This is a genomic window from Cupriavidus sp. Agwp_2, assembly GCF_040784895.1.
In the GTDB taxonomy this organism is placed as follows: Bacteria; Pseudomonadota; Gammaproteobacteria; order Burkholderiales; family Burkholderiaceae; genus Cupriavidus.
Map to the genome: position 1 here is coordinate 2,156,091 of NZ_CP088083.1, position 26,001 is coordinate 2,182,091.

The following is a 26,001-nucleotide window of genomic DNA, read 5'->3' on the forward strand; positions in this document are numbered from 1 at the left end:
TGGGTGGGGGTGGCGAGTACGCTGCAGTTATTGAAACCGCGCCCTTCGCGCGGACTGTTGCGGGATGCCCCGCGTACCTACTTCTGCGAGTGCCCACATGGAACATGGACAACTTCATTCGATGGATCGGCTTGATGGCCTTTCCTTTGCGCCGGCGGTACCGTCATCACATGGCCAGGTGACCCTGCACTTCGGTAACGCCGGTATTCCTTGCGAGCTGTCCATCCCGGTGCCCCTCGCCGTCCAACTGCTCAACTCACTGCAGCTGCTGGCCTACGAACACGGTCTGCGCAAACCCGCGCACTAATCAGATGCCTGCCAGGTACAACATGAGCATCCATTTCGCCAGACCAGCGCCCGATCATGGCGTCCAGATGAGGGACAGAAGCGGAACGGATTTGGGACGGATTTGGGACGCTCTCTTTCCGCTGTCTATGCGCGCTCTTCTTCCCCAACTCCCGCCATCCGATCCAGCCGGGCTTTGTGTAACCTCAAGAGGTGATTACGACCATGCACATGGATCATCACCATGTCCCGCAGATACTCGGATACCGTCATTCCCTCGCTGGACGCGATTCGGAGGAACTCGTCCTTCGTCTCCTCGTCCACAACGGTCCGCATCTCAGCGGTCAACTTGCCAGGCGTGCTGCTCATGCGTGCGCGCGACATGCCATCCCCTATTTGCCTATCTCCCACAACGGCCCCCGGTTTTCTTGTTGACCAGCGCCGATCTGTGTCGGCCATTACCTGCTACCCATCTACCTACTTATTGGTGCGTACCCGCAGCCGTGGAACAATTGAGATCTCTGACCTTCTCAACCACCCACGAAAGGGGTACGCATGGACTATTTCGTAGTTTTGAATCCCGCCGCGGCGTTCACCGCCCTCTACGACGAGCACTGCGACCAAAGGCTCAAGGCAGGCGACCAGTCGTATCCGTGCCTGATCTGTTCGGAAGCGGACATGGATCACCCGCACTACCTGTTTGTGAGGAGACCCACAAAAGAGGGTCATTCGCATCAAGCAATTCACATCCCGCATGCCGCGATCGTTGCGGTGTATCGAATTGGCGAAGGCGAGCCAGCCCCAATTGGCTTTCTCTGACAAGCGCCGGCCGGATCAGCCAGAGCACCAGGCGTGCGTATAGGCGTTTCATGTCAGGCCTCCTTCCTCTGTGGCTTGCTGCGTCGGATTGCGCCACCCGTAGGAGGCTGGACGTCATCGATGGCCTTGATCCTGTCAGCGGCTCCGACCAGTTCAGGCCACACCCGCTCGAGCACGTCGTGGCTGAACATCTCCTTCCGGGTAACCAGTCCACCAGTGGCATCCTCGATCGGGCGGCCAAAGGGAACCGGCACCGGGCGCTCGCCGGTAGCCCATCGACTAAGATCGGATGCATGGGCGCCGATGGCCTTGCTCAAGGCAACGAGCCGACCGCGTCTTCCGGAGAGGTAGGTTTTGAGGTCCATAGCTTCACTATAGCGATTCGCTAAAGAAATGACAATAGCGAATCGCACATTTCAATGTTTAGCGAATTGCTATGGAATGGCGCGCATGAAAACCATTGATGAAATCCGCCGCCTGAACCTCATAGAGGCCATGGCACGCATGAAGACGGCGAGAGCGCTGGCAGAGAAGGCTGATCTTTCAGCGGCTTACCTGAGCCAGGTGAAGAATGGTCAGCCTGAGAGCAAGACGGGAAAGCCCAAGAATTTGGGCGATGACGCGGCCCGCAAGATTGAAAAGGCTCTTGGCGAAATGCGTGGTTGGATGGATGTCGACCACTCGCTGGGACAGACCGAGCCTACTGTCAAGCCAGAATTTGGTTCAGATCAGATAGAAACGGGACTTAACGAGGGCGGCGAAGCCCCCTCATACAATGTGACCCACCTGCCAGAGACTCGCATCCCAGTTGGGGATGCGCCAGCGCGGCGTGTGTACGTTGTGGGCCGGGCCAATGGTGGCCTTCCCGAGAGAATTTGGACTGACGGCGGTTACCTGGTGGGCGCAACAGAAGAATATGCAGTACAGGCGACGGATGACCCGCTCGCCTTCCTTACCCCGATCGTTGGCACCTCGATGTCTCCGGTCTACAACCCTGGAGACTTTGCCTTCGTCGAGCCAAGCACGGAAGTTGAGGCTGGCGACGACGTGATGGTGAGGCTTACGTCTGGCGAGACAATGCTCAAGCGCCTGCGCTCTATGCACAACGGGGTGCAACTCGAGTCCTACAACGAGCCGGGTACCTTGTTCTTCAAACCGGAGGAGGTTTCGTGGATTTACTACGTTGCTCACCCGGTACGCCGAAAGAAAATCAAGACACGGTTCTAGCAATTCAACGAGGAGGGAGCGGGACATGAGAACTATGGCCGCTGCTGCAGCAATCCTGGCCATGACGGGGTGCGCAACCAAGAACTATGGAACGCAGGCACCGCTGACGGACTTCGAGCGGCAAAACTTGTCCTGCCGGGAGATTCAGTTGGAGCAGGCAAAGGTCATGGGCTTCGCCCAGCAGGTCGACAAGGAAAGCCAGTTCAGCGGGCGAGATGTGCTGGCCGCCTTCGGCGACTTTGGCATCGGCAACTCCCTCGCGAAATCTAACGCCATCGATAGCGCCACTCTGCGTTACCACCAGCTCGCGACCGCTGCATACGAAAGCGGCTGCACTACGGCGAAGCCGGACCCTCTACCAGAACCAGTCAAGTACGGCGCTAGCCAGAACTAACGTATTGCCCCCTTCGGCTCGCGAAGTAGCTCTACCCCCACCATCCGAGCCCGCCCTTCACGGCGGGCTTTTTGTTGCCTGCTCGCTACACACACAACGGATCGCTAGATATTTAATTTAGCGATAAGCGAATTTCCAGCTTGCGTTGTTTTTAGCGAATCGCTATAGTGAATCCATCAACTCACCGATGGAGGCGCACATGGAAATCCTCGCAGGTATCGGCATCATGGCCTGGACGGTCGTTGTCCTGGTCGTGGTTTCCCTCTTCCGCTTTGTGGGCGGGCCCGACTGGGTAACCTCCCCCACGAAGCGCGACGCCGCTCAGCCGGTCTCTCGCATTCCCCTCGTCCACCGGCCAGCTCCGCGCGAAGGATCCACGCGCACCGCCATCTGGATGGAAGGCCGGTACTGGGCTGTCACGGGCCACGTCTGGGTCGACCCTGACCATCCGCCCACCTTCGTTGCCACGGACGTCCGCCAGTTGATGGTCGACGGCAGCGAGACGGTCGACATGCTCGGCAACCTCGCACCGGCCCTTGTCGCCCACATCGAACGCACGGCCGCTGCCTCCCTGTGGAGGCCGGCATGACGCCAGATCAAGCCGCTATCCGCCAGGCCGTCCTCGACAACTCGCGCGCCGAGCTGCTGAACGAGCTGAAGGCTGCCCACCAGATCATCCGCAACATGCTTGGCCTGCTCTCGGTCTGTCAGAAATCGGTGCTAGCGGAGCGCAACGCGCACGACGGCGTCGATGGCGAGGGCACTACCCGCTATCACGAGCGGGCCGCCGTGATCCGCCGCGCGGGAGGTCAGGAATGAAGCGCTACGCCATCGCCCTGGCCTTGCTCGCCTACCTCGTGCCGCCGATCGCCGGTTTGGCAGTGATGGCCTCTCTTCATTGGGTGTCGCAATGAAGGCTATCCGCACCCTTCTCTTCTGGTTCGGCATCGCCTTCGGCGTCATCGGCCTCTCCGGCCTCTATGCCGCCATGAACCCGGAAGCACCCACCAATACCCCGATCTGGAGGCAATCGTGACCTTCCGCATCTTCATCAACCGTCAGTGCGTCTATACGGGCCGCTTCGCCAGCTGGTGGGCCGCTCATGACGCTGCCATCAATCGCGGGCTGCTTTGCGGCGCGCGCAACGTCCAGGTGAAAGCAGCATGAAGCTCTCCGAACGCCTTCTCCAGATCTTCGACGCAAAGGCTGCGGCCGACCGGGCACAGCTCCAAGCACAGGCGGCCGACGTTGATGCGCTGGGCGAGATCTTGTCCACCGCTCACTACGCTGGCATCGATTGCCGCCCGGAGCAAATCCACGCCCACGGCGACTCGATCATGGTGTGCAACGCTGAGCCTGAGACGGCCATCGCCTGGATGCTACGCGCCGGATTCAGTGTTGAGCAGGTGAAAAGCCGTCTCTACTTCACGCACAACCATCTGCGGCACCCGGACATCACTTGCCCGATCGTGATCTTGACGCCCAAGGATGGAGCGGAGCGGGCATGAGTATCCCTGGCTTCCTCGTCCGCACGGCGGCGAACAGCAAGGCGCTTGCCGACAGCGCGAGCCGCGTTGGTAAGGCCGCCGTTCCGCCCGGCCTGCCCTCGTCGCAGGAGGTCGTCACCGCTATCGACGGCGTCCTGCAGTGCGACAACTTCTATTCGGCAGCCGCGCAGGATGCGCTCGCTCGCCTGGTGATTGTGCGCGAGCGGTTTGCCGCGAGCCTCCCCAAACCCAACGGAGATTGATCCCATGTCCGCATTCTGTGTGTTCGGCATGACGTTCGAAGTCGCAATCAAGCGCGCTGAGAAGAAGCTGTGCGATTCCAGCCTGCCGATGGAAGCCTGGAAGAATAAGGTGCACGAGCTGGCAGAGAAGATCCTGATCGAGGCTAAGCCTACCCAGGTCAGCCCCCCCTTCGACGCTCCGCAGTTCGCCAAGGAATGGATCGAGGTCGCGCGGAAAACCTCGCGCATCTACGCGCCCAAGGTCATGGTCCGAAAGCCAAAGAAGGACAAGCACGGCAATCCTGTGATCAGCAAGACCACCGGCCTGCCCGCCCTCGGTTGGGAACCGTACTGACATGGATTGCGTGATCTACCTGGTCATCATGGCGCTCGCCTTCCTCGGCGCTGTCGCCTTCGGCGTCTACTTCAACTACCGCTGGATGAAGCGGTTTGCAGAAAGAGAGGAGTCGCATCGTGGCAATAACTGAACGCGCTGCTGGCGTCGGCGCCCGCACCCTGATGGCAGACGACGCCTATGCCATGGCGAACCGTTCGACCACGATTAAGGCTCAACCATGAGTTACCCGGCCACGCTTATCCTGGGCACTCTTCAGAAGAGCCTCTGCTCTAGCACAGAAAATCTTCGTTTCGTTGATCAGACCGTCCCCTCTTTCCAGAAGGTCATCAATAGTCCGGGTGTTGTCCTCGAATGGTTGAGGGGTGCCGGCCTTCATGGGGAAGCACGACTGCAATTCTCGAACAAGACGGCGGAGATCAAACGCAAGTCCCGCCCTCACGTGATCCGATTCATCGCGTTCGTAGTGGCGCAGCCGCGCAAGCAGATCGCTCACTGCCGAGACATCGAGTTCGAATATCCAGTGTCCGGTCCTTTTGGCTCCCATCGCAAGAAGCAAGAAAACGAAATCGTTCGCGAGCACATTCATGCGGTGCGCCAAGACAACCGCTGCCTCAAGCTGCTCCAGATGTTGCGTCTCTCTTTCAAACTGGCGCTGCCGTGCGGGAACCCAGACGGCGATGAAGATCGCTATTACAGAACCGATGGCCTGGAACCAAGCGGCCATTCCATCTTTGTCAGGCCACATGGCATGACACGCCAACGTCAGCAATGTGAGCGCAACCAGCGCAAAGCCCAACTTCACCCATCGCCACAGGCTACCGACCATGCATTCATTCCAATTAATTTTTCGGAGGGCATCCTAGCATGATCCGAGACCAGTTCCTGCTCGACATCGCGCCCGAAATCATCGTGGACAACTTCGCCGGCGGCGGGGGCGCGAGCTGCGGCATCGAGCTGGCCCTGGGCCGCCACGTCGACATCGCCATCAACCACGACCCTGAAGCCGTGGCCATGCACGCCATGAACCACCCGCAGACGGAGCACCACTGCGAGAGCGTGTGGGATGTGGACCCGCTCGACCTGGTGAAGGGGCGGCCCGTCGGCCTCGCCTGGTTCAGCCCGGACTGCAAGCACTTCAGCAAGGCCAAGGGCGGCAAGCCGCGCGACAAGAAGATCCGCGGACTGGCATGGGTGGCGATGCGCTGGGCGGCGCTGGTCCGGCCGCGCGTCATCGTCCTGGAGAACGTTGAGGAGTTCCAGACGTGGGGCCCGGTGCTGGCTGACGGTAACCCATGCCCGAAACGAAAAGGTGACACCTTCCGCTCGTTCGTGCACCAATTGCAAGAAAAGGGCTACGCCGTCGAGTGGCGTGAGATGCGTGCCTGCGACTATGGCGCGCCCACCATCCGCAAGCGCCTGTTCCTTATCGCGCGCTGCGACGGAAAGCCAATCGTCTGGCCGCAGCCTACCCATGGCGCACCGGACAGCGCCGCGGTGAAGGCGCGACAGCGCAAACCCTGGCGTACGGCTGCTGAGTGCATCGACTGGTCGATCCCCTGCCCGTCGATTTTCGAGCGTACCCGGCCGCTGGCCGAGGCCACGCAACGCCGCATCGCGCGCGGCCTGCGCCGGTATGTGATCGACAGCACCAAGCCATTCACGGTGAAGCTGCCGACCATCTCCACTGCTCCGATCATTACCGAGTGCGCGAATGCTTCGAATGAGCGCTCCTGGCGAGCAGATGAGCCGCTGCGCACGCAGTGCGCCGAGGTCAAGGGCGGGCACTTTGCACTGGCCTCCGCCACCCTGATCCAGACTGGTTACGGCGAGCGGCCCGGCCAGGCTCCGCGCGCGCCCGGGCTGGACAAGCCGCTTGGCACGGCGGTCGCCGGCGGCGTGAAGCATGCGCTGGTGTCAGCCTTCCTCGCCAAGCACTATGGCGGCAACTACGACGGGCCCGGGGTCGGGCTCGACACCCCTGCCAGCACGATCACGACCGCCGACCACCACGCGCTGGTGTCCGCGCAACTGGTCGGATGCGGCGGGCGCGCCGAACAAAGCCGCCCGCGCGACGCGAGTGAGCCGATGCAAACCATCACCGCCAAGGGCGACACCGCCATTGCGGCGTCGCACCTGGTGAAGCTCCGCGGCGAATGCACCGGAAGCGCGGCCGACGAGCCTGTGTCGACCGTCACCGCCGGCGGAAAGCACATCGGCGAGGTCCGCGCCTTCCTCGTGAAGTACTACAGCGAAGGCGGGCAGGATCAGGATTGCCGCGACCCGATGCACACCATCCCGACCAAGGACCGCCTTGGTCTGGTGACGGTCGCCGGCGAGCAGTACCAGATCGCGGACATCGGCATGCGCATGCTGGTGCCTCCAGAGCTGTATCGAGCCCAGGGCTTCCCGAGCAGCTACATCTTTGCGCCAACGATCGACCCGGCCGACCCATTGCTGGCGTTCGTGCGCGAGGCGCTGATGCGGATTGGCAAGATAAAAGCGTACCGACTACCCCAGCACGCCCAAGTACGCATGTGTGGCAACAGCGTCAGCCCTCCGATGGCGGCTGCTCTGGTGCGCGCCAACGTGCCGGACATGGTCAGTTGGTCCGCGAGGGAAAAGAGGTCGCTGGAGGCGGCCGCATGACCCCGCTACTTCCCGTCAACATGACATCTCGCAATATGGAGGGCTTCGCTTACAGCAAGCTCCCGCGACGCGCACCCCCGGGATTCCGACATCTGTCCATGGCCCGCGAGCCCATCAATCGTGTAGCGCCACGACCAACGGCCATCCTTGCCCTCTGTCACTTGGACGCTGATCGATCGGCCCTTGTAGTTTTCCAACTCGGACGCCATTCCTCTCTCCGCAACGAATTTCGGGAAATACTAGCATGCTGACCAACCACTGCTACAGGCGACTGCCGCGCTGTCATGCGCGATCTGGTCGCCGCCGGCGTTCGCGTGCAGTGCATCGTCACTGGGGCCTGTGCACAGCCATGGTCACACGGTCACTCCCGGTCGGCGTCCGGCGGCTGATCTTCAAAGAGGTCCGGGTAGTCTTCGCGGCGGGCCTCGCCTCGCGCAACCATCTGGCGAACGTAGTCCTCGGCTTCCTCCCACTCCTCTTCAAGAGTGGGCATCCCCTTGGCCTTTTGGATCGCGTTGTAGGTCTCGATTTGGGCGCCCAACTCAGCCGCCATCCCGGCGATTTGGAGGGCCGCCCCGGTGCCCAGCTCTTCCTCGAGCTTCTTGTCGAAAAATTTGGTCATGGGGTCCCTATCGGCCCCCGCCGAAAAATCTTGAGACTGACTTGGCGCACAGCCCAAACCCTGTATTTGTAATTTACACGTCATAGCCTGTAATGCAGCAGCAAGCACGACAAATCATCGAATTGACCCGCCGGGCCTGGCGGATTGGAGAGAGCAAATGAAACTGCGCCTGGACGCATGGCTGTCGAAGCAGTTCGACCCGCCGCCGGCTATCCGCACCGCGCGCCTCTGGATCCGCGACGGCAAGATTTACCCCACCCCGGTCAAGGTCGGCAGGGCCTACTACGTGGAGGAAAATGCCGTCTTTCAGAACGGCATCGCCCGCCCTTCCCTCGCTAGTCGCATCCCCCAATAAAGAGCTATGGCAGCAAGACCACGCATCCGCAAGCGCGCGCACTTCCCGCCCAACCTCCACGAGGCTCGCCCGGGCTACTTCACATGGCGCGATCCTCGGGATGGAAAGACCCATGTGATCGGCAGGGTGCCGACGGCGCAGGCAATCCACGAGGCGCTGGAGGCAAACCTGGTTGTTGAGCGTGGCACAACCGAGCCCACGCTCGCAGCGCGGGTGGCGGCCAGCAGAGAGACGGTTGCACAGTTGATCGAAAAGATGCCGACCGAAGGAGTGAAGCATGCCACTGTGATTGCACGGAACGGATTCGACCGGGTGATCCGCAACGCCATCGGGCACATCGAATGCGCGGCGCTGACTACCAAGGACATCGCCGACATGCTCGAAGCCATCAAGGAAAAAGGCGCCTTGGCCTATGCAAAGAAGATCCGCACGCGCATCACCACAATCTGCACGAAGGGCATTGCCCTCGGCTGGATGGAGAGAAACCCCGCCGCGGTGACCGAAAAGGTCAAGGTGAAGGTGATGCGCCGGCGCATGACGCTGTCCGAGTTCAATGCGATCCTGGCCAAGGCGCCGGAAGTCGCAGACTGGCTGCCCAATGCGATGCTACTGGCTCTGGTGTCAGGCCAGGATCGGTCGACTGTCGCACGTTGGGAGCGCTCGTTCGTCAAGGGCGATGTCGCCGTACTGCAGCGGTCGAAGACCGAGGTGCGGATTGCCATCCCGACAGCCCTGCGCATGGACGCCGTCGGCATGTCGCTGGCCGACGTGATCGCGCGCTGCAAGTCCACCGGCGTCGTCAGCAAGTACCTGATCCACCATGTCAGATCGATCGGCAGAACCAAACGAGGTGATCCGGTGCGTCTCAGCACTATCTCGATCTCGTTTGCCGAAGCGAGGGAACTGGCCGGAATACACGGCGAGGACGCACCGACCTTCCATGAAATCCGGAGCCTCTGCAAGCGGCTCTACATGGAACAGGGTGGCATCGATACCAAGGCGCTGCTCGGCCACATGAGCGATGCGATCGCGGATCTCTACGCCAACAATCGTGGCCTGGAACCGATCAAAGTCAGCATCAATGCGGCGTAGGTTTTGAACGAATTTTGAACAAGTTTTGAACACCTACCCGCAAACCCGCGCCAGCATTGGGAATAAAAAAAGCGCGCCGTCCCTGAGAGAGAACGGCGCGTCGCCTAAATTGAGGAGCGTGATGGTCTCACGCCCCCCGTTCCGCCGGACCCACTAGCCGGCGGAGGTGACCAGGAGAGTCAGGCCACTTTCTTGTCGTCGAAGAACTGCTCGTCTTCGGTCGAACCCTTCAGCGCAGTCGTCGAAGACTTGCCGCCTTCGATGGTCTGCGTCACGGCATCGAAGTAGCCGGTGCCGACTTCGCGCTGGTGCTTGACCGCGGTGAAGCCCTTCTCGGCTGCCTTGAACTCGGCTTCCTGCAGTTCCACGAATGCGCTCATCTGGTTGCGGGCGTAGCCGTAGGCCAGGTTGAACATCGAGTAGTTCAGCGAGTGGAAGCCGGCCAGCGTGATGAACTGGAACTTGTAGCCCATGGCGCCCAGTTCCTTCTGGAACTTAGCAATGGTGGCGTCGTCCAGGTTCTTCTTCCAGTTGAACGAGGGCGAGCAGTTGTAGGCCAGCATCTTGCCCGGGAACTTGGCGTGCACGGCTTCGGCAAACTTCTTGGCGAATTCGAGGTCCGGCTTGCCGGTTTCGCACCACACCAGGTCAGCCACTTCGGCGTAGGCCAGGGCGCGCGAAATCGACTGCTCCAGGCCGTTCCTGACGCGGTAGAAGCCTTCCACGGTGCGCTCGCCGGTGCAGAACGGCTTGTCGTTGTCGTCCACGTCCGAGGTCAGCAGGTCGGCGGCTTCCGCATCGGTACGGGCGATCACCAGGGTAGGCACGCCCGACACGTCGGCGGCCAGGCGGGCAGCGGTCAGCTTGGCGACGGCTTCGCGGGTCGGCACCAGCACCTTGCCGCCCATGTGGCCGCACTTCTTGACCGAAGCGAGCTGGTCTTCGAAGTGAACGCCGGCGGCGCCCGCTTCGATCATGGACTTCATCAGTTCGAAGGCGTTCAGCACGCCGCCGAAACCGGCTTCAGCGTCAGCCACGATCGGGGCAAAAAAGTCGGTGTCGCCCTTGCCTTCGCTCCACTGGATCTGGTCGGCGCGCTGGAAGGTGTTGTTGATGCGCTTGACGACTTGCGGCACCGAGTTGGCCGGGTACAGCGACTGGTCGGGGTACATTTCACCGGCCAGGTTGGCGTCGCCGGCGACTTGCCAGCCCGACAGGTAGATGGCCTTCAGGCCGGCCTTCACTTGCTGCATGGCCTGGTTGCCGGTCAGCGCGCCCAGCGAGTTGACGAACGGCTCGGTGTGCAGCAGGTTCCACAGCTTTTCAGAGCCGCGGCGTGCCAGGGTGTGCTCCACCTGAACCGAACCACGCAGGCGCACGACATCTTCGGCGGTGAAGTTGCGCGTGATGCCCTTCCAGCGGGGATTGGTATCCCAGTCTTTTTGCAGGGCCTGGATCTGTTCTTGGCGGTTCATGGTCACTCTCCTGAAGATGTTCGGGATGGCTGAGAATCTATTGATCATCTGCCTTGGGGCGCCGCCTGCAGGGGCGTTTTTTTGCGTCTCAGGTCATGTGTCTTATATAAGAGTGTAGGGAATGCTCCCGCGTCGCAACAACCCTGAACTGTAGTTCTCGCTTAGTTTTTTTCTTCAATAAATTCAGTGGTTTATAAAACATATTTCACGATGCGGGACAGGTTCTTTCATCATGAGAAATGGTGTTGTGCTCCGCAAACCATGTATTTTTGCGGGCCGCAACGACTTTCCACATCGTGAAAAATCGGCGGGAATGGCATGCATGCCCGTGATTGGTCACCCTGCGAGCGAAAAGAAAACGGCGCCACATGGGCGCCCTTGACTGGATAGCTTCGGGAGAACGCGTTCAGGCCATGGCGGCGTCGCGCGCGCGGCGATAGGCCACCCAGTCACCGCTGCCAATGTGCGGCAACGTGGCCACGGCGGCTTCCGCCACCGGATACAGCAGGCAGGCGACAGGCTTGCCATCCTGCTGCACCGCGCATTCCTCGCGCACGAACAGCGTAGCCTGCCCCGGATAGACCTCTTCGATCTCGTCCAGCACCGGCAGCAGCGCATCGGGGATGTCATAGATATCCCCGACAACCGGCCCGGCCGTCGCATCCAGCACCAGGCCGGGATAGGTCCCGAAGTCATAGAGCCGGCCCGCCACCGTGGCCGTGCCCAGCAACGTGGGCGCCGTGATGCCGTGCCGCTGCGCGGCCGCATTCAGGTCGTTGACCTCGCCGGCGCGCAGCGTGCCGTAGACAAAGACGCGCGGCATGCTCAGCCCTCCAGCTTGTCGTCCGAGACCAGCACGCCGTCGGCGTCGACGTAGATCCAGTTGCCCGGACGCACGACCGCGCCAGGCATCTGCACCGTGACTTCGCTTTCACCGACATTGCGCTTCTGGCTCTTCTGCGGATGCGCGGCGAGTGCGCGGATGCCGATGTCGCACACATCCAGCTCGGCGCTGTCGCGCACGCAGCCGTTGACGACGATGCCAGCCCAGCCATTCTTCTCGGCCAGCAGGCCGAGATTGCCGCCGACCAGCGCGCAACGCAGCGAGCCGCCACCGTCGATCACCAGGACCCGGCGCTGGCCCGGCGCTTCCAGCACGGTGCGCACGAGTGAATTGTCTTCGAACACCTTCAGCGTCGCGGCCGGGCCGGCAAAGGCGCCCTGCTTGCCCCAGGCGCGGAACACCGGCGCCATCACGCGCAGGGTGCCGGCGGCGAGACGGTCTTCATGGGCGTCGCACAGGTCGGTGGTGACAGGCTTCATCAATGGTCTCCTGATGGATGGTAAGAATCCGTGGCGGCCCGCACCGCGCTCAGTTCGGCCGGCTGGCCAGCAGCGCCTGCGCGCGGATCGCGCTGAGCGTGGTGCGCGGCGTGATCACGTCGGGATCGACGCGGATCTCGATCAGCGTCGACACCGGCGCCTCCAGCGCGGCGCGCAGCGCGGGGGCGAAGGCCTCGGTCGTGGTCACGGTTTCGCCGCGCGCACCGTAGGCGCGCGCCAGCGCGGCAAAGTCTGGGTTGTGCAGCTCGGTGCCCGATACGTGGGTCGGGTATTCGCGTTCCTGGTGCATCCGGATGGTGCCGTACATGCCGTTATTGACGACGATGAACACCACCGGCGCCTGGTACTGCATGGCGGTAGCAAGTTCCTGGCCATTCATCAGGAAGCAGCCGTCGCCGGCCAGCGCCACCACGGTGCGCTGCGGGAAGGCGATCTTGGCGCCGACCGCGGCGGGCACGCCGTAGCCCATCGCGCCGCTGGTCGGCGCCAGCTGGCCGCGGCCGCCGTTGCGGAACGGGCGGTAGTGGAAATAGCGATGCAGCCAGCTGGCGTAGTTGCCGGCGCCGTTGGTGACCACCGCATCGTCCGGCAGCATCTGGTCGAGCGTGCGGATGACCTCGGCCATGTCGACGCCCTGCCCTGTAAATGCCGGTGGCTGCAGGTAACGCTCGTAGTCCGCGTGGGCCGCTTCGGTCCAGGCCTGCCAGCGCGGCACGCCGGCAGGCTGCAGCGCTGCCAGCCGCGCCGCGATGGCCGGCATCGAAGCGTGGATCATCAGGTCGGCCTGGTAGACGCTGCCCAGTTCCTCGGCACCGGCATGCACGTGCACCAGCGTTTGCGCGGGCCGCGGCGCGGCGATCAGCGCGTAGCCGCCGGTGGTCATCTCGCCCAGGCGCGGGCCGATCGCCAGCACCAGGTCGGATTGCCGGATACGCTCGGCCAGCGCCGGGTTGATGCCGATGCCGACATCGCCGGCATAGTTGGGATGGCGGTTGTCGAACAGGTCCTGCCCGCGGAAGGCGCAGCCGACCGGCAGCGCAAAGCGTTCGGCAAAGGCCTGCAGGTCGGCGCAGGCCTGCGGCGTCCAGCCGCTGCCGCCGGCCAGCACGAAGGGCCGCTCGGCGGCTTCGAGCATTTGCGCAAGGCGCGCCATCTCCGGGTCGCCCGGCCAGCTCAGCACGCGCTCGTAGCCGCGCAACTGCGGCACCGAGGCGGTCTGCGCCAGCATGTCCTCCGGCAGCGCCAGCACCACCGGGCCCGGCCGGCCCGAGGTGGCGGTCTGGTAGGCGCGCGCGATGTATTCCGGGATGCGCTCGACCCGGTCGATCTGCGCCACCCACTTGGCCATCTGGCCGAACATGCGGCGGTAGTCGATTTCCTGGAAGGCTTCGCGGTCCATGAAATCGGTGCCGACCTGGCCGATGAACAGGATCATCGGCGTCGAGTCCTGGAACGCCGTATGCACGCCGATGCTGGCATTGGTGGCGCCGGGGCCGCGCGTACAGAAGGCCAGCCCGGGGCGGCCGGTCAGCTTGCCGTAGGCCTCGGCCATGACCGCGGCGCCGCCTTCCTGGCGGCAGACGATAAAGCGCAGCTGGTCGCGGCGGTGATGGAAGCCGTCGAGCACCGCCAGGTAGCTTTCGCCCGGCACGCCGAAGGCAAGCTCGGCGCCATGCGCCAGCAGCGCGTCAACGAGAATATGGCCGCCCAACATCGGCACCTCGCTGGCTTTGTGCGAATCGGGAGTGTCAGGGTTCGAATGGCCCGGCGTGGCAGTCATGGAAACATCCTCGAGGCAGGCTGGAACAATGCAGGACGCGCAGAAGGCAGGCAATGGTGGCCGGCTGCGCCGGCCCGGTTCAGGCTGCCGGCGCAGCAGCCCCGCGGCGCGAGCGGTTGCCGTTGCCCACCGTCACCGCGGTAAAGATCGAGATCAACTGGAAGCCACCGATCATGAAGAACACCCAGGCCGGCAGGCGCGCGTCCATCAGCGCGCCGAAGAACAGCGGCCCGCAGGCCAGGCCGATATCGAGGCCGGAATAGACCACGCCGTAGACGCGCCCGGTGGCGCCGGCGGGCGCGGCGGCTCGCACCAGCAGGTCGCGCGACGGTCCGGCGGTGCCGGCGCCAAACCCGATCACACCCATCAGCACCGGCACCAGCAGTGCGGGGAACAGGTTCAGCCCGACCAGGATGGCGATCAGGCCGGAGACCGTAAAGCTGACGGCGATCAGCCGGTCATGGTTGCTGGTGCGGCTGGCGGCAAAGCCGCCGACGACCATGCCGCCGGCGCTGCACAGCATGTAGATGGTGTACGACGCCGTGGCCAGCGTGAACGGCATGCCGTACAGGTAGGTCAGCGCGGTCGGGGCAAAGCTCTGGATGCCCGCGGCGGAGAACGTGGTCAGCAGGAAGAACGCCCAGCACACCCACACCTGCGGCAGCCTCAGGAAGCCCAGCAGGCTGCCGCCGGCGGCCTTGGCGCCAGGCCGGCCCACGGCGCCGCGCACCTCGCGCGGGTCCAGCACATGGCGCAGCACCACCAGTACGGCCAGCACCACGAAGGCCACCACCGAGGCCGACGCCAGCGCCACGCGCCAGCTGGCCAGGTTGGCGATGGTGACCAGGAACAGCGGCGCCGCGGCCCAGCCCAGGTTGCCGGAAATGCCGTGCACCGAGAAAGCATGGCCCAGCCGCGGCTGCGACACGTGCTTGTTCAGCAGCGTGAAGTCGGCCGGGTGGAACACGCCGTTGCCCAGCCCCGCCACCGCCGCGCCGGCCAGCAGCGCGGCATAGCCATTGCTGGCCGACAGCAGCAACGCCGAGCTGCCCAGGAAGGCCAGCCCGGCGAACAGCACCGGCCGCGCACCGAAGCGGTCCACCACGAAGCCCGAGGCGGTCTGCACCACCGCCGACACGGCGAAAAACACCGTCATCAGGAGCCCCAGCTCCGCATAGCTCAATCCGAACTCGGTCTTGATCCATGGGAACAGCGGCGCCAGCAGCAGGTGATAGAAATGCGAGACCCCATGGGCCAGCCCGACCAGCCCGATCACCTGGGCGTCATGACGAAGCGGATTGCGGGCGGGATCGAGGGCGGCGGTGGACATGGCGCGGGCGGAAGGTGTTGTAGCGGACTGCGGCAGGAGTGATGCGGGCAGCGAATAAAAATGCGGGCCGAAGCCCGCATCATAGAGGAAAACCGCGCCACGCTGCAGCCGGGTGGCGGCTGCGCCGCTTGCCGCAATGCCTACATCTGCTTGAACAGATGCGCGTACTGGCGCGCCACCGGCAGCAGTTCGGGCCGGTCGCGCAGCCGCAGCGACAGCCGCCCCAGCGACTGGTTGACCGCGCTTGCCACGCAATCGATGTTGACCACCGTGCCGCGGTGGACCTGCCAGAAACGCTCCGGATCCAGTTGCTGGGTCAGTTCGCGCAGGCTGGTGCGGATCAGCGCCTCGCCGGCGCTGGAGACCACATTGACGTACTTGTCGGTCGCTTCCAGGTAAATCACCTCGTCGACCGGGATGATTCGCACCTCCTGCCCGACCAGCGCCTTGATAAAGCGCAGGTACTGGCGCTGCGTCGCGCCGCCGGCGCCGGGCGTGGCGTGCTCGAGGGACTCCAGCCGCGCCAGCAACTGCCCCAGACGGTCGGTGTCGAGCATGGCGGCCTCCGCCTCGGCGCTGTCGTCCGCTTCGCCATCCTCCTCGTCGTCCGCCATGTCGGCCATCGTCTGCAGCCGTTCCTTGAGGCGGCACACGGTCGCTTCCAGCCGCTCGCGCTGCACCGGCTTGAGCACATAGTCGACAGCGGCACGCTCGAAGGCTTCCAGCGCAAACTGGTCATAGGCGGTCACAAAGACCACCAGCGGCGGGATATCAAATTCGATCAGCTCGCGCGCCACGTCCATGCCGCTCATGCCCGGCATGCGGATATCCAGGAAGGCCACGCGCGGCTGGAACTCGCGTGCGGCGGCGAGCGCGGCCATGCCGTCGTGCACGACCGAGACGATACGGGCCTCGGGCCACAGCGACTTCAGTTCGGATTCCAGCACGCGCGCGAGCAGCGCTTCGTCGTCGGCGATCAGAAGGGTCGGGGTCATGGGGGCGATGGTTGGGGGCAGTGAAGAAATCCGGGGCGATGCTGGCGGCGCCGCCCTGCGCTGCGCCTTGGGTTGTCTTCTTGTAGGCGATCCCTACAGGCGCGTTCAGGTCCGCTGGATGGCCGGCGACGACACCGGCATGCTCTCCGGCACCGTGACCGTCTGCGTCAGGGTCGGCGACTCGACCGGACGCACCAGCGGCAGCGTCAGCCGCACCACCACGCCGCGCGGCGTGTTTTCTTCCATCTGCATGCTGGCGGCGGCTCCGAAAATCCGCGCCAGCCGCTCGCGCACATGGGTGATGCCCAGCCCCGAGCCCTTGCCGGACGCATGGCCGAAGCCCACGCCGGTATCGGCAATGATCACCTGCACCGCATCGTCGCCGGCGGCGCGGGCCGACAGGCGGATATGGCCGCCGATCATGCAAGGCTCGATGCCGTGCGTCACCGCGTTTTCCACCAATGGCTGGATCAGCATCGGCGGGATCTCGACCTTGGCCAGCTCGCGCGGCAGGTCAACGTCATACGACAGCCGCTGGCCGAAGCGCATGCCCTGGATATCCAGGTAGCTGCGCAGCAGCTCGAACTCCTGCCGCAGCGTGCATTGCTCGGCGCGGGTATGGGCCAGCGACATGCGCAGGAAGCCGATCAGGCGCTGCAGCAGCTGGCGCGCGGCGGGCGGGTCGGTGGCGATCAGGCCGTCGAGGTTGGCCAGCGAGTTGAACAGGAAATGCGGCTCGATCTGTGCCTGCAGCGCCATCAGTTGCGCGCGTACCAGCTGCTTTTCCGCTTCCTCGCGCTGCAGCGCGTCAAGCGCGGCCTGGCGCTCCAGGTAGGCGAGCTTCTCGCGCGACCAGTAGAAGTAGATCATCGACGCCGATGCCAGCATGCCCACCACCAGGCACATGCGCAGCATGTCGCCGGTTTCGGCCACCGACTTGGGCGGCAGGTCCAGCGCCACGCGCGTGGCCCAGCCGCCGATCACCACGCCGGTCGGCACCGCGGCGGCGGCCAGCAGCAGGAACGGCCAGCGGCGCGGCCGGTCGTTCCACCAGATCACGACGCGGGGGATATCGATCAGCAACCAGATCGACAGTCCGATCAGCTGGCTGTAGACAAAGTTGTGCCAGAGCGTACCCCCGGTCTGGAAGCCGTAGTTGAGGCTGACGGCAATCACCGTGTTCATGCAGAGCACGAACAGCAGGTCGCGGCCGAGGATGGTGAGCCGCGACGGGGGCGCGGTGGCGACAGTCGAGAAGCAGCGTTCCATGGCGATATGTTAGCGTTGGCCGGTCTCGGCGCAATCCCGGGAGGTGACGGGCGTACCACACTGACCAATCAGCGTGCGCCACCACTGCCCCGACAGCACATAGCGCGGGAAGGTGATCCATTGCTCGGCGAAGATCCGTCCGGCGATGTCCGCCGGTCCGGCAAACGGCTCCGGCGCGCTGGCCTCCAGCCGGTGCCCGCGCCCCTGCAGCGCCAGCGACATGCCCATGCATACCAGCCCCAGCGCCACCGCAGGCAAGCTCAGCCGCAAGATGCCATAGGCGCCCAGCACCGTGCCCGCCATGAACATCGGCACGGCCACGATATGCAGCAGCAGGTTGCGGGGATGCTGGTGGTTGCGGCCATAGCCGCGCCACTGCCAGCGCAGTAGCGGTTCGTCGCGCATGATCGTCTCTCTCCCTTGCCCTCTTTCCTTGCCCACCTCCTGGCCCAGGTACAGGCCGGACGGGCAGCCGCGCGCAATATCTGTTGCACTGCGGAAGACGCGCGGCGCAAGCCTGGCTGGCAATGCGCGGCACGTGCAAGGACTTTACCCTTCACCCGGGCGCGAAGAAAGCCTGTTGCGACGAACGGTGGGCACGGGGCGCGAACGGCACCGTGCGGGGGCAGACGGCGCGCGCGGAAGGCGGCAAGGTGCCGCCGGCGCCATCCGGGGCCGGGCCAGGCCCGGCGCGAGGACGCTGCGAGTGCCGCTCAGGCCGCCAGCGCCTGCCGGTCCTGTTCCGACAGCGCGCTGCTGACGGTGTCGCGCGACAGGTGCGGCGCGAACATATTGATGAAGGCGTGCGCGTAGCCGCGCAGGTAGGCGCCGCGGCGCAGGGCCACGCTGGTGGTGTTGGATGCGAACAGGTGGTCGGCGTTGATGCGCACCAGCCCCGAGTCCTTGCGCTCGTCATACGCCATCGAGGCGATGATGCCCACGCCCAGTTCCAGCTCGGCATAGGTCTTGATCACGTCGGCGTCCAGCGCGGTGAGCACGATCTCCGGCTGCAGCCCCGCTTCGGCGAAAGCGCTGTCGATCTTGCGGCGGCCGGTGAAGCCGGCGTCGTAGGTGATGAGCTGGAAGCCGGCCACGTCCTCGAGCGTCGGCTCGGGCAGGCGCGTGAGCGGATGGTCGGGCGACACCACCAGCACGTGCTGCCAGCTGTAGGCCTCGAACGAGGTCAGGCCGGCTTCGGTCGCCAGGGCTTCGGTGGCGATGCCGATATCGGCCTGCCCGGTCAGCAGCAGCTCGACGATATGCGTCGGCGACGCTTCCTGCAGCGCCAGCGTTACGTGCGGGTATTCGCGGCGGAAGGCCTGCACCACGCGCGGCAGCGCGTACCGTGCCTGCGTATGGGTGGTGGCCACGGTCAGGCGTCCGGTATGGCGGCCGGCAAACTCGTCGCCGGCCTGGCGCAGGTTCTCGGCCTCCAGCAGCAGGCGTTCGACGATGCGCACGATCTCGCGGCCCGGCTCGGTCAGCCCGGTCAGCCGCTTGCCATAGCGTTCGAAGATCTCGACGCCGAGTTCTTCTTCCAGCTCGCGGATCTGGCGCGACACGCCGGGCTGCGAGGTGTAGAGCGCGTTGGCGACCTCGGTCAGGTTGAACTGGCGGCGCACCGCCTCGCGGATCGATCGGAGTTGCTGGAAGTTCATCGTGCGGCCTCTTGTTTTTTGGTGGGGGCAGTGCCGTTGGATTGCGTAAAGACGCGCAGCTGGCGCGGCCGCACGGCGAGCAGTTCGCCCTCGCGGAAGCCCGCATGGCGGAAGCGCTCGAGCGGCAGCGCCACTTCGATCACGTCCTGGTTGTCTTCACGCTCGAGTTCGAGCTGGGCCACCGGGCCCAGCGTCAGCGCGCGGCGCAGCGTCACGGCGATGCCGTCGGCGCCGGGCGAATAGCGCTCCAGGTCCAGGTCATGCGGGCGCACATAGGCGACCGCATCGCCAGCGGTCTCGTGGCCGCTGCCGACCACCGGCAGCACCGCTTCGCCGGTATGCAGCAGGCCGCCGGTCTCGCCCACTTCCAGCCGCCCGTGGAACAGGTTCACGTTGCCGAGGAAGCCGAACACGAACGGCGTGGCCGGATGGTTGTAGACCGCCTCGGGCGAGCCGTACTGCTCGACGTGGCCACGGTTCATCAGCACCACCTGGTCGGCCACTTCCAGCGCCTCTTCCTGGTCGTGCGTGACAAACACGCTGGTCACATGCAGTTCATCGTGCAGGCGGCGCAGCCAGCGGCGCAGTTCCTTGCGCACCTTGGCATCGAGCGCGCCAAACGGTTCGTCGAGCAGCAGCACGCGCGGCTCCACCGCCAGCGCGCGCGCCAGCGCGATACGCTGACGCTGGCCGCCGGACAGCTGCGACGGGTAGCGGTCGGCCAGCCAGTCAAGCTGGACCAGGTCGAGCAGCGAATGCACCTTCTCGCGGATCTGCGCTTCGCTCGGGCGTTCGGCGCGCGGCTTTACGCGCAGGCCGAAGGCCACGTTCTCGAACACGCTCATATGCTTGAACAGCGCGTAGTGCTGGAACACGAAGCCCACCTGGCGCTGGCGCACATGCTGGTCCGAGGCATCGCGCCCGGACAGCACGATCTGTCCCGCGTCGGCACGCTCCAGGCCGGCGATGATGCGCAGCAGCGTGGTCTTGCCGCAACCGGACGGCCCCAGCAGCGCGGTCAGCTCGCCTTCGTCGAAATCGAGCGAGACATTGTCCAGCGCGACGAAATCGCCAAAGCGCTTCTCTACGTTCTTGACCTGGATGCTCATGATGCCGTTCCTTACACGGATGCCTGCAGGGGGGTTCCAGCTGTTCCAGCCGTTGTTCCAATCGGCCGCTCGATCACGACCTCTTCCGTCTCTTTGCGCGCGCGCCATTCCACCAGCGTCTTGATGCCGAGGGTGACCAGCGCCAGCAGCGTCAGCAGCGAGGCCACCGCGAAGGCCGCCGCGAAGTTGTACTCGTTGTAGAGAATCTCTACGTGCAGCGGCATGGTGTTGGTCAGCCCGCGGATATGGCCCGACACCACCGACACCGCGCCAAACTCGCCCATCGCCCGCGCATTACAGAGGATCACGCCGTACAGCAGGCCCCAGCGGATATTGGGCAGCGTGATATGGCGGAAAGTCTGCCAGCCAGAGGCGCCCAGCACGATCGCGGCTTCTTCCTCTTCGCTGCCTTGCGCCTGCATCAGCGGGATCAGCTCACGCGCGACGAAGGGGAAGGTCACGAAGATCGTCGCCAGCACGATGCCAGGCACCGCGAACATGATCTTGATGTCATGCGCTTCCAGCCACGGGCCGAACCAGCCCTGCGCGCCGAACAGCAGCACGTAGACCAGGCCCGAGATCACCGGCGACACCGAGAACGGCAGGTCGATCAGCGTGATCAGCAGGTTCTTGCCGCGGAACTCGAACTTGGCGATGGCCCATGCCGCCGCCACGCCGAACACCACGTTCAGCGGCACCGCGATCGCCGCCACCGTCAGCGTGAGCTGGATAGCGGCCACGGCATCGGGTTCGATCAGCGCTTCAAAGTAGGTCTGCACGCCCTTGCGCAGCGCTTCGTAGAAGACCGAAGCCAGCGGCACGAACAGGAACAGCGTGAGGAACAGCACCGCCAGCGTGATCAGCGTGTAGCGCACCCATGGTGCCTCGCCGGTGGCATCGAACTTGTGATGGGCCCGGTCCTGGCGCTGTGCGCCCAGGCGTCCCGAAACTGCGCCCGCCATGTCAGAACTCCTTGCCCGTCGCGGGCGCTTCCGGTGCCAGGGCAGCGCGCGCACCCGACTGGTGGCGGCGCGTCCAGGCCTGCAGCAGGTTGATCAACAGCAGCAGCCCGAACGAGATCACCAGCATCACCACGGCCACCGCGGTGGCGCCGGCATAGTCGTATTGCTCCAGCTTGGAATAGATCATCAGCGGCGCGATCTCCGACACCATCGGCATGTTGCCGGAGATAAACACCACCGAGCCGTACTCACCGGTGGCGCGCGCGAAGGACAGCGCAAAACCCGTCAGCAGCGCCGGCAGGATCGCCGGCAGGATCACCCGCTGGAACGTCTGCAGCCGGTTGGCGCCCAGGCTCGCGGCGGCCTCTTCCAGCTCCTGCTCCACGTCTTCCAGCACCGGCTGCACCGTGCGCACCACGAACGGCAGGCCGATGAAGGTCAGCGCCACTACCACGCCCAGCGGCGTGAACGCGACCTTGATGCCGAGCGGCTCCAGGTAGCGGCCGATCCAGCCGTTGCCGGCGAACAGCGCGGTCAGCGCGATACCGGCCACCGCGGTCGGCAGCGCGAACGGCAGGTCGACCAGCGCATCGATCAGGCGCTTGCCGAAAAAGCGGTAGCGCACCAGCACCCACGCGACGATCAGCCCGAACACCGTATTGACAATGGCCGCCACCAGCGACGCGCCGAAGCTCAGTTGCAGCGACGCCACCACGCGCGGCGACGAGATCGCGCTCCAGAACGCGTCCCACGTCATCGTGAACGTCTTCAGGAACGTCGCCGACAGCGGAATCAGGACGATCAGCGTGAGGTAGAACAGCGTGAAACCCAGCGACAGGCCAAAGCCGGGAAGCACCGTGAAGCGCTGCTTGGCGGGCCTGCGTGGCGCCCGCGAGGCCGGCGCATCGGGGGCGCCCGGCGTGGGGGCATCCGCCAGGGATAGGGATGGTGGCATGTCGTCTCGTCTGTGGTCGGCCGGCTTCGGGTGCCGCGGCGGGCTTGCGGCCGGTCCTTATGACGCTGGCGCATATTGCGCCGGCTTACGAGACAGATTCTGCAGACCCGCCTTTATAAAAAGAACGAATCTTTTTGAATTTTCTTAGACGGTTTAGATATATGGGGCGCCCGGCGCCACTTCCAGACCGGCTTCCCATGGTGCTGGCGTCACTTCAGTAGCTCCCGCATCACCTGCATCCGCGATGCGTTGCACCAGCGTACCCAGCAATGCCAGACCCTCGGGCCAGTCACCCAGGCCGGAATCCGCGTTGATATGGCCCAGGATGCCAGCATCGATCAGTTCGCTGCCCCACAGCGTGCCCCAGCTGAAGGCGGTGCGCTGCGGCATCCAGGGATCGTTGCGGCTGGCCACCATGATGGTCGGGAACGGCAGGCGGTAGGTTGGCAGCAGGCTGGCGACGCCAAACTTGTCGGGATCGGCCGGCGCCACCAGCAGCGCGCCGGCGATACCCGCCGGGTCCAGCGACGCCTGCCGCAGCGCCGCCAGGCAGCCGAAGCTGTGCGCCACCAGCAGCGCGCCGCGCGAGGCGACGCGCTGCGCCCGCATCACGCCTTCGGAGACACGCTCGGCCCACAGCGGCAGGCTCGGGCGCGACCAGTCATGCTGCTCGACGCGCTGCCAGTCCGGGAAGCGCTGCTCCCAGCGGCTCTGCCAGTGCCCCGGGCCGCTGCCATGCAGGCCCGGCACGGTCAGCACCTGCAGGTGCCGCGGGATTTCCAGGCGCGTAGCATGCGCCGCAGGAGATGGTCCTGCCGATGGCCCGATCGCTTGCGTCATACCGGCTCCTTGCTGAGTTCGTGTGCGGCTGGCGCGCCCGTGGCCGCCACTTGTGCCCGCAGTGCGGACGTGCTGACCAGCGCGCCGGCAAAGGCGCCCTGCCCCAGATCGATACCAGCAGCCTGCAGCCGCTCAACGCTTTCGGCGTTCTGCAAGCGCCGGCCGATCAGCGTGACGCCGGCATTGGCGGCGCTGGCACGCAAGCCCGCCAGCTGGCGGTCGGTCCAGGTGCGGCGCATATCGAGCTTGAGCCATTCCGGCAATGCATGCGCCATCAGCGCGCCCGCCTCGGCCGGGTCCGACGCCTGCAGGCTGACCGCGAAGCCGTTGCGCCGGTAGTTGCCGACCACGTGCAGCAGCAGTGGCAAGTCGTCGTTGGCGCTGGCCGGCACCTGGATCACGAAGCGCTCCAGCGGCAACCCCAGCGATTGCAGCGCGCGCCGGAACGCGGCGCCATGGTCGTCGGCGACCGCTGCCAGCAGCCGGTTGTGCACGTTCAGCACCAGCTTGTGCGCGCCGTCGGCGGCAAAGTAGTTGATCGCGTGCAGCAGCCGCGACAGGCGGTCCAGCGACACCAGCGTGGTGTCGTCGGCGGCCATCGCGAACAGCTTCCAGGCCGCCAGGCCGAGGCCATCGTCGGCATAGGTATGGATCGAGCCTTCGTGCGCCACGACCTGGCGGTCGGCCAGCGTCACCAGCGGCTCGAAGGCGCTGGTCAGCGAGCAATTGAAAAATTGTCCCTGCACCTGCCCGCGCGCGTCGCGCCACAGTTGCCGGTCGGCCAGCGGCTGGCGCGGCAGCGATTCCAGATAGCGTTGCAGCGGCTTGGCTGCGCTGGCGGGGTCATGCACGCCTGGCATGGCGAATTCCTTCGGTTGACCGGACCGCGTCGGGTCCCATGGTCGGATTGGTGATGGCAACGGCCTGCTGTCGCAGCGCGCGCCTGCCTGCTCATGATAGGAGTTCAACGGGCGCCGGCGAATGAAGATTCCGACCTGTCGATATGCGCGCCGTCGTCGATGCGCTGCGCACGGCGCTTCGTGCCCGCATCGAGGGGCGAAGGCGCCGCCGGAGTCTGCCGCATCACGCGCTGCAGTACCGATGCTTCGAGTTGAGCGAAGCCGGCGGCGCCGCGCTCGCGCGGCCGCGCCAGCGCCACCGGCTCGTCCATGGCGATGTGGCCGTCCTCGATCAGCACGATGCGGTCGGCCAGTGCCACGGCCTCGGAGACGTCATGGGTCACCAGCAGCGCCGTGAAGCCAAGGCGCCGCCAAAGGCCTTCGATCAGGCCCTGCATTTCGATACGCGTGAGCGCGTCGAGCGCACCCAGCGGCTCGTCCAGCAACAATAGCTGCGGGTGATGCACCAGCGCGCGCGCCAGCGCCACGCGTTGCCGCTGGCCGCCGGACAGCCTTGCGGGCCACGCCTGTGCGCGGTCGGCCAGGCCCACCTGCGCCAGCACTTCGGCCGCCTCGCCACGCCGCGCGCGCGGCAGGCCCAGCGCCACGTTGTCCAGCACGCGCTTCCAAGGCAGCAGGCGCGCGTCCTGGAACATCACGCGCACGTCGGCGCCGCGCTTGCGGCTGCTTTTCGCGTGGTCTTGCGCGTCACCGTCGATCGCAATGGTGCCGGCATCGGCGCCTTCCAGCCCCGCCACCAGCCGCAGCAGCGTGCTCTTGCCGCAGCCGCTGCGCCCGACGATGGCGACGAATTCACCCGGCGCAACGTCGAGCGCCACATCGTGCAGCACCTCGCGGCCGTCGTAGCGCTTGACCACCTGGCGCAAGCGCAGCGCGACGCCACCAGTGCGGTGCGGAGCCTCTGCCTCGTGCCTGACTGCCTCGCGACGCGCGAGTCCCGCTTCCAGTTCGGCCAGCGCGGCCTGTTCCACCGGATACATCTGCATATCGATCTCCTTGCCGAACGTGCGGCGTTGCGGGGTTCAGGCGGCTGCGTAGCCCGGGTGCCAGCGCAGCCAGTAGCGCTCCAGCCCCCGCGACAGCAGGTCGGCCAGCTTGCCCAGCAGTGCGTAGAGCAGGATGCCCACCAGCACCACATCGGTTTGCAGGAACTCGCGCGCGTTCATCGTCATGTAGCCGATACCGGACTGCGCGGAGATGGTCTCCGCGACGATCAGGATCACCCACATCAGCCCGAGTGAAAAACGCACGCCCACCAGGATCCCGGGCAACGCGCCTGGGAGGATCACTTCACGGTACAGCTGCCAGCCCGACAGCCCGTAGCTGCGCGCCATTTCCACCAGGCCGGTGTCAACCGAGCGGATGCCGTGGTAGGTGTTCAGGTACACCGGGAAGAACACGCCCAGCGACACCAGGAACAGCTTGGCGGATTCATCGATGCCGAACCACAGGATCACCAGCGGGATCAGTGCCAGCGGCGGGATGTTGCGCACCATCTGGAGCGTGCTGTCGAGCAGCGTGGCCGCGCTGCGGAACGTGCCCGTCAGCAGCCCCAGCAGCAGGCCGAGCCCGCCGCCGATGGCAAACCCGGCCAGCGCGCGCCAGGTGCTGACGCCCACGTGCTTCCACAATTCGCCCGAACGGGCCAGGTCCCAGGCGGCCTGCAGCACGGCCAGCGGGGCCGGCAGCACGCGGTTCGACAGCCAGCCGTACTGCGAGGCCGCCTGCCACACCACGATCAGCAGCACCGGCACGATCCACGGTGCCACGGCGCGCGCCAGCGCGGCGGGATGCCGGCGCGGCGGCGGAAGATGCGGAGCGCTCATGCCGCCCTCCC

34 protein-coding genes are annotated in these 26,001 nt (G+C 65.2%); 15 read left to right on the forward strand and 19 right to left on the reverse strand.

Annotated features, from left to right (window positions below):
* The first annotated feature begins 97 nt into the window (after window positions 1-97).
* The gene (locus LPA45_RS10080; protein WP_367394541.1) at window positions 98-307 is read left to right on the forward strand and encodes a hypothetical protein; all 210 of its coding nucleotides are present in this window, start codon (window positions 98-100) and stop codon (window positions 305-307) included.
* A 533-nt stretch (window positions 308-840) separates the two neighbouring features.
* Window positions 841-1,104: a hypothetical protein gene (locus LPA45_RS10085; RefSeq protein WP_367394542.1), complete on the forward strand. Its 264-nt coding sequence runs from the start codon at window positions 841-843 to the stop codon at window positions 1,102-1,104.
* Window positions 1,105-1,157: 53 nt separating this feature from the next.
* Here the strand turns inward: LPA45_RS10085 and LPA45_RS10090 are convergent, their stop codons facing one another.
* On the reverse strand, window positions 1,158-1,421 hold the full coding sequence (locus LPA45_RS10090; RefSeq protein WP_367394543.1) for a Cro/Cl family transcriptional regulator: 264 nt from the start codon (window positions 1,419-1,421) through the stop codon (window positions 1,158-1,160).
* A 133-nt stretch (window positions 1,422-1,554) separates the two neighbouring features.
* On the opposite strand from LPA45_RS10090, the gene LPA45_RS10095 reads away from it, so the two are divergent.
* The 10 genes from LPA45_RS10095 (at window position 1,555) to LPA45_RS10140 (ending at window position 4,942) form a co-directional block, all read left to right on the forward strand.
* Window positions 1,555-2,331 (forward strand): S24 family peptidase, encoded by a 777-nt coding sequence (locus tag LPA45_RS10095; protein WP_367394544.1) that lies wholly within the window; start codon window positions 1,555-1,557, stop codon window positions 2,329-2,331.
* Window positions 2,332-2,356: 25 nt separating this feature from the next.
* The gene (locus tag LPA45_RS10100; protein WP_367394545.1) at window positions 2,357-2,725 is read left to right on the forward strand and encodes a hypothetical protein; all 369 of its coding nucleotides are present in this window, start codon (window positions 2,357-2,359) and stop codon (window positions 2,723-2,725) included.
* 199 nt (window positions 2,726-2,924) lie between these two features.
* Entirely contained in the window at window positions 2,925-3,314 is a 390-nt protein-coding gene (locus tag LPA45_RS10105; RefSeq protein WP_367394546.1) for a hypothetical protein, read from the forward strand.
* The gene (locus LPA45_RS10110) at window positions 3,311-3,544 is read left to right on the forward strand and encodes a hypothetical protein (RefSeq protein WP_367394547.1); all 234 of its coding nucleotides are present in this window, start codon (window positions 3,311-3,313) and stop codon (window positions 3,542-3,544) included. Before LPA45_RS10105 ends, LPA45_RS10110 begins: the two co-directional genes overlap by 4 nt.
* A gap of 91 nt (window positions 3,545-3,635) precedes the next feature.
* A complete protein-coding gene (locus LPA45_RS10115; RefSeq protein ID WP_367394548.1) occupies window positions 3,636-3,761 on the forward strand; it encodes a hypothetical protein in 126 nt (41 codons plus the stop codon).
* On the forward strand, window positions 3,758-3,892 hold the full coding sequence (locus LPA45_RS10120; protein WP_022539353.1) for a hypothetical protein: 135 nt from the start codon (window positions 3,758-3,760) through the stop codon (window positions 3,890-3,892). Before LPA45_RS10115 ends, LPA45_RS10120 begins: the two co-directional genes overlap by 4 nt.
* Window positions 3,889-4,233: a hypothetical protein gene (locus LPA45_RS10125; RefSeq protein WP_317921120.1), complete on the forward strand. Its 345-nt coding sequence runs from the start codon at window positions 3,889-3,891 to the stop codon at window positions 4,231-4,233. Before LPA45_RS10120 ends, LPA45_RS10125 begins: the two co-directional genes overlap by 4 nt.
* The gene (locus LPA45_RS10130) at window positions 4,230-4,475 is read left to right on the forward strand and encodes a hypothetical protein (RefSeq protein WP_317921122.1); all 246 of its coding nucleotides are present in this window, start codon (window positions 4,230-4,232) and stop codon (window positions 4,473-4,475) included. Before LPA45_RS10125 ends, LPA45_RS10130 begins: the two co-directional genes overlap by 4 nt.
* A gap of 4 nt (window positions 4,476-4,479) precedes the next feature.
* Window positions 4,480-4,809, forward strand: a complete 330-nt coding sequence (locus tag LPA45_RS10135) for a hypothetical protein (protein WP_317921124.1) — start codon at window positions 4,480-4,482, stop codon at window positions 4,807-4,809.
* Between the two features lie 10 nt (window positions 4,810-4,819).
* Complete coding sequence (locus tag LPA45_RS10140; RefSeq protein WP_317921126.1) at window positions 4,820-4,942, forward strand: hypothetical protein; 123 nt, start codon at window positions 4,820-4,822, stop codon at window positions 4,940-4,942.
* An 81-nt stretch (window positions 4,943-5,023) separates the two neighbouring features.
* Here LPA45_RS10140 and LPA45_RS10145 read toward each other — a convergent pair whose 3' ends face one another.
* Window positions 5,024-5,638, reverse strand: coding sequence for a hypothetical protein (locus tag LPA45_RS10145; protein ID WP_317921127.1), 615 nt, complete (start codon window positions 5,636-5,638; stop codon window positions 5,024-5,026).
* Window positions 5,639-5,676: 38 nt separating this feature from the next.
* Here LPA45_RS10145 and LPA45_RS10150 point away from each other — a divergent pair, with 38 nt between their 5' ends.
* The gene (locus tag LPA45_RS10150; protein ID WP_317921128.1) at window positions 5,677-7,458 is read left to right on the forward strand and encodes a DNA cytosine methyltransferase; all 1,782 of its coding nucleotides are present in this window, start codon (window positions 5,677-5,679) and stop codon (window positions 7,456-7,458) included.
* Between the two features lie 361 nt (window positions 7,459-7,819).
* Here LPA45_RS10150 and LPA45_RS10155 read toward each other — a convergent pair whose 3' ends face one another.
* Window positions 7,820-8,080: a hypothetical protein gene (locus LPA45_RS10155; protein ID WP_317921129.1), complete on the reverse strand. Its 261-nt coding sequence runs from the start codon at window positions 8,078-8,080 to the stop codon at window positions 7,820-7,822.
* A 157-nt stretch (window positions 8,081-8,237) separates the two neighbouring features.
* Between LPA45_RS10155 and LPA45_RS10160 the strand changes: the two genes are divergently transcribed.
* Together LPA45_RS10160 and LPA45_RS10165 are read left to right on the forward strand one after the other, a co-directional pair.
* On the forward strand, window positions 8,238-8,435 hold the full coding sequence (locus LPA45_RS10160) for an excisionase (RefSeq protein WP_317921130.1): 198 nt from the start codon (window positions 8,238-8,240) through the stop codon (window positions 8,433-8,435).
* A 6-nt stretch (window positions 8,436-8,441) separates the two neighbouring features.
* On the forward strand, window positions 8,442-9,527 hold the full coding sequence (locus LPA45_RS10165; protein WP_317921131.1) for a phage integrase Arm DNA-binding domain-containing protein: 1,086 nt from the start codon (window positions 8,442-8,444) through the stop codon (window positions 9,525-9,527).
* A 179-nt stretch (window positions 9,528-9,706) separates the two neighbouring features.
* Here the strand turns inward: LPA45_RS10165 and aceA are convergent, their stop codons facing one another.
* The 16 genes from aceA to ssuC all read right to left on the reverse strand — a co-directional run bounded on the left by aceA (window position 9,707) and on the right by ssuC (window position 25,990).
* Window positions 9,707-11,002 (reverse strand): isocitrate lyase, encoded by a 1,296-nt coding sequence (gene aceA, locus LPA45_RS10170; RefSeq protein WP_116320500.1) that lies wholly within the window; start codon window positions 11,000-11,002, stop codon window positions 9,707-9,709.
* A 406-nt stretch (window positions 11,003-11,408) separates the two neighbouring features.
* Window positions 11,409-11,825: a gamma-glutamylcyclotransferase gene (locus LPA45_RS10175; RefSeq protein ID WP_317921132.1), complete on the reverse strand. Its 417-nt coding sequence runs from the start codon at window positions 11,823-11,825 to the stop codon at window positions 11,409-11,411.
* Window positions 11,826-11,827: 2 nt separating this feature from the next.
* Entirely contained in the window at window positions 11,828-12,325 is a 498-nt protein-coding gene (gene rraA / locus LPA45_RS10180; protein ID WP_317921133.1) for a ribonuclease E activity regulator RraA, read from the reverse strand.
* A gap of 49 nt (window positions 12,326-12,374) precedes the next feature.
* Window positions 12,375-14,060, reverse strand: a complete 1,686-nt coding sequence (locus LPA45_RS10185) for a thiamine pyrophosphate-binding protein (protein ID WP_317921205.1) — start codon at window positions 14,058-14,060, stop codon at window positions 12,375-12,377.
* A gap of 145 nt (window positions 14,061-14,205) precedes the next feature.
* A complete protein-coding gene (locus LPA45_RS10190; RefSeq protein ID WP_116320497.1) occupies window positions 14,206-15,456 on the reverse strand; it encodes an MFS transporter in 1,251 nt (416 codons plus the stop codon).
* 140 nt (window positions 15,457-15,596) lie between these two features.
* Window positions 15,597-16,451: a LytTR family DNA-binding domain-containing protein gene (locus LPA45_RS10195; protein ID WP_116320496.1), complete on the reverse strand. Its 855-nt coding sequence runs from the start codon at window positions 16,449-16,451 to the stop codon at window positions 15,597-15,599.
* A gap of 105 nt (window positions 16,452-16,556) precedes the next feature.
* Window positions 16,557-17,720 (reverse strand): sensor histidine kinase, encoded by a 1,164-nt coding sequence (locus tag LPA45_RS10200; RefSeq protein ID WP_116320495.1) that lies wholly within the window; start codon window positions 17,718-17,720, stop codon window positions 16,557-16,559.
* A gap of 9 nt (window positions 17,721-17,729) precedes the next feature.
* Window positions 17,730-18,125 carry a terminase gene (locus tag LPA45_RS10205; RefSeq protein WP_317921134.1) on the reverse strand — a complete coding sequence of 132 codons (396 nt, stop codon included), beginning with the start codon at window positions 18,123-18,125 and terminating at the stop codon, window positions 17,730-17,732.
* 308 nt (window positions 18,126-18,433) lie between these two features.
* The gene (locus LPA45_RS10210; protein WP_116320493.1) at window positions 18,434-19,378 is read right to left on the reverse strand and encodes a CysB family HTH-type transcriptional regulator; all 945 of its coding nucleotides are present in this window, start codon (window positions 19,376-19,378) and stop codon (window positions 18,434-18,436) included.
* Window positions 19,375-20,487, reverse strand: a complete 1,113-nt coding sequence (locus tag LPA45_RS10215; protein ID WP_116320492.1) for a sulfate/molybdate ABC transporter ATP-binding protein — start codon at window positions 20,485-20,487, stop codon at window positions 19,375-19,377. The genes LPA45_RS10210 and LPA45_RS10215 overlap by 4 nt, the downstream gene beginning before the upstream one ends.
* 11 nt (window positions 20,488-20,498) lie before the next feature.
* Window positions 20,499-21,449, reverse strand: a complete 951-nt coding sequence (cysW, locus tag LPA45_RS10220) for a sulfate ABC transporter permease subunit CysW (RefSeq protein WP_317921136.1) — start codon at window positions 21,447-21,449, stop codon at window positions 20,499-20,501.
* 1 nt (window position 21,450) lies between these two features.
* Window positions 21,451-22,404: a sulfate ABC transporter permease subunit CysT gene (gene cysT, locus LPA45_RS10225; RefSeq protein ID WP_116320491.1), complete on the reverse strand. Its 954-nt coding sequence runs from the start codon at window positions 22,402-22,404 to the stop codon at window positions 21,451-21,453.
* Window positions 22,405-22,557: 153 nt separating this feature from the next.
* Window positions 22,558-23,244, reverse strand: a complete 687-nt coding sequence (locus LPA45_RS10230; protein ID WP_317921137.1) for an alpha/beta hydrolase — start codon at window positions 23,242-23,244, stop codon at window positions 22,558-22,560.
* Window positions 23,241-24,104 (reverse strand): EAL domain-containing protein, encoded by an 864-nt coding sequence (locus LPA45_RS10235; protein WP_116320489.1) that lies wholly within the window; start codon window positions 24,102-24,104, stop codon window positions 23,241-23,243. The genes LPA45_RS10230 and LPA45_RS10235 overlap by 4 nt, the downstream gene beginning before the upstream one ends.
* A 104-nt stretch (window positions 24,105-24,208) precedes the next feature.
* Window positions 24,209-25,150 carry an ATP-binding cassette domain-containing protein gene (locus LPA45_RS10240; protein WP_317921139.1) on the reverse strand — a complete coding sequence of 314 codons (942 nt, stop codon included), beginning with the start codon at window positions 25,148-25,150 and terminating at the stop codon, window positions 24,209-24,211.
* 36 nt (window positions 25,151-25,186) lie between these two features.
* Window positions 25,187-25,990 (reverse strand): aliphatic sulfonate ABC transporter permease SsuC, encoded by an 804-nt coding sequence (gene ssuC / locus LPA45_RS10245; RefSeq protein WP_317921141.1) that lies wholly within the window; start codon window positions 25,988-25,990, stop codon window positions 25,187-25,189.
* Window positions 25,991-26,001 lie beyond the last annotated feature (11 nt).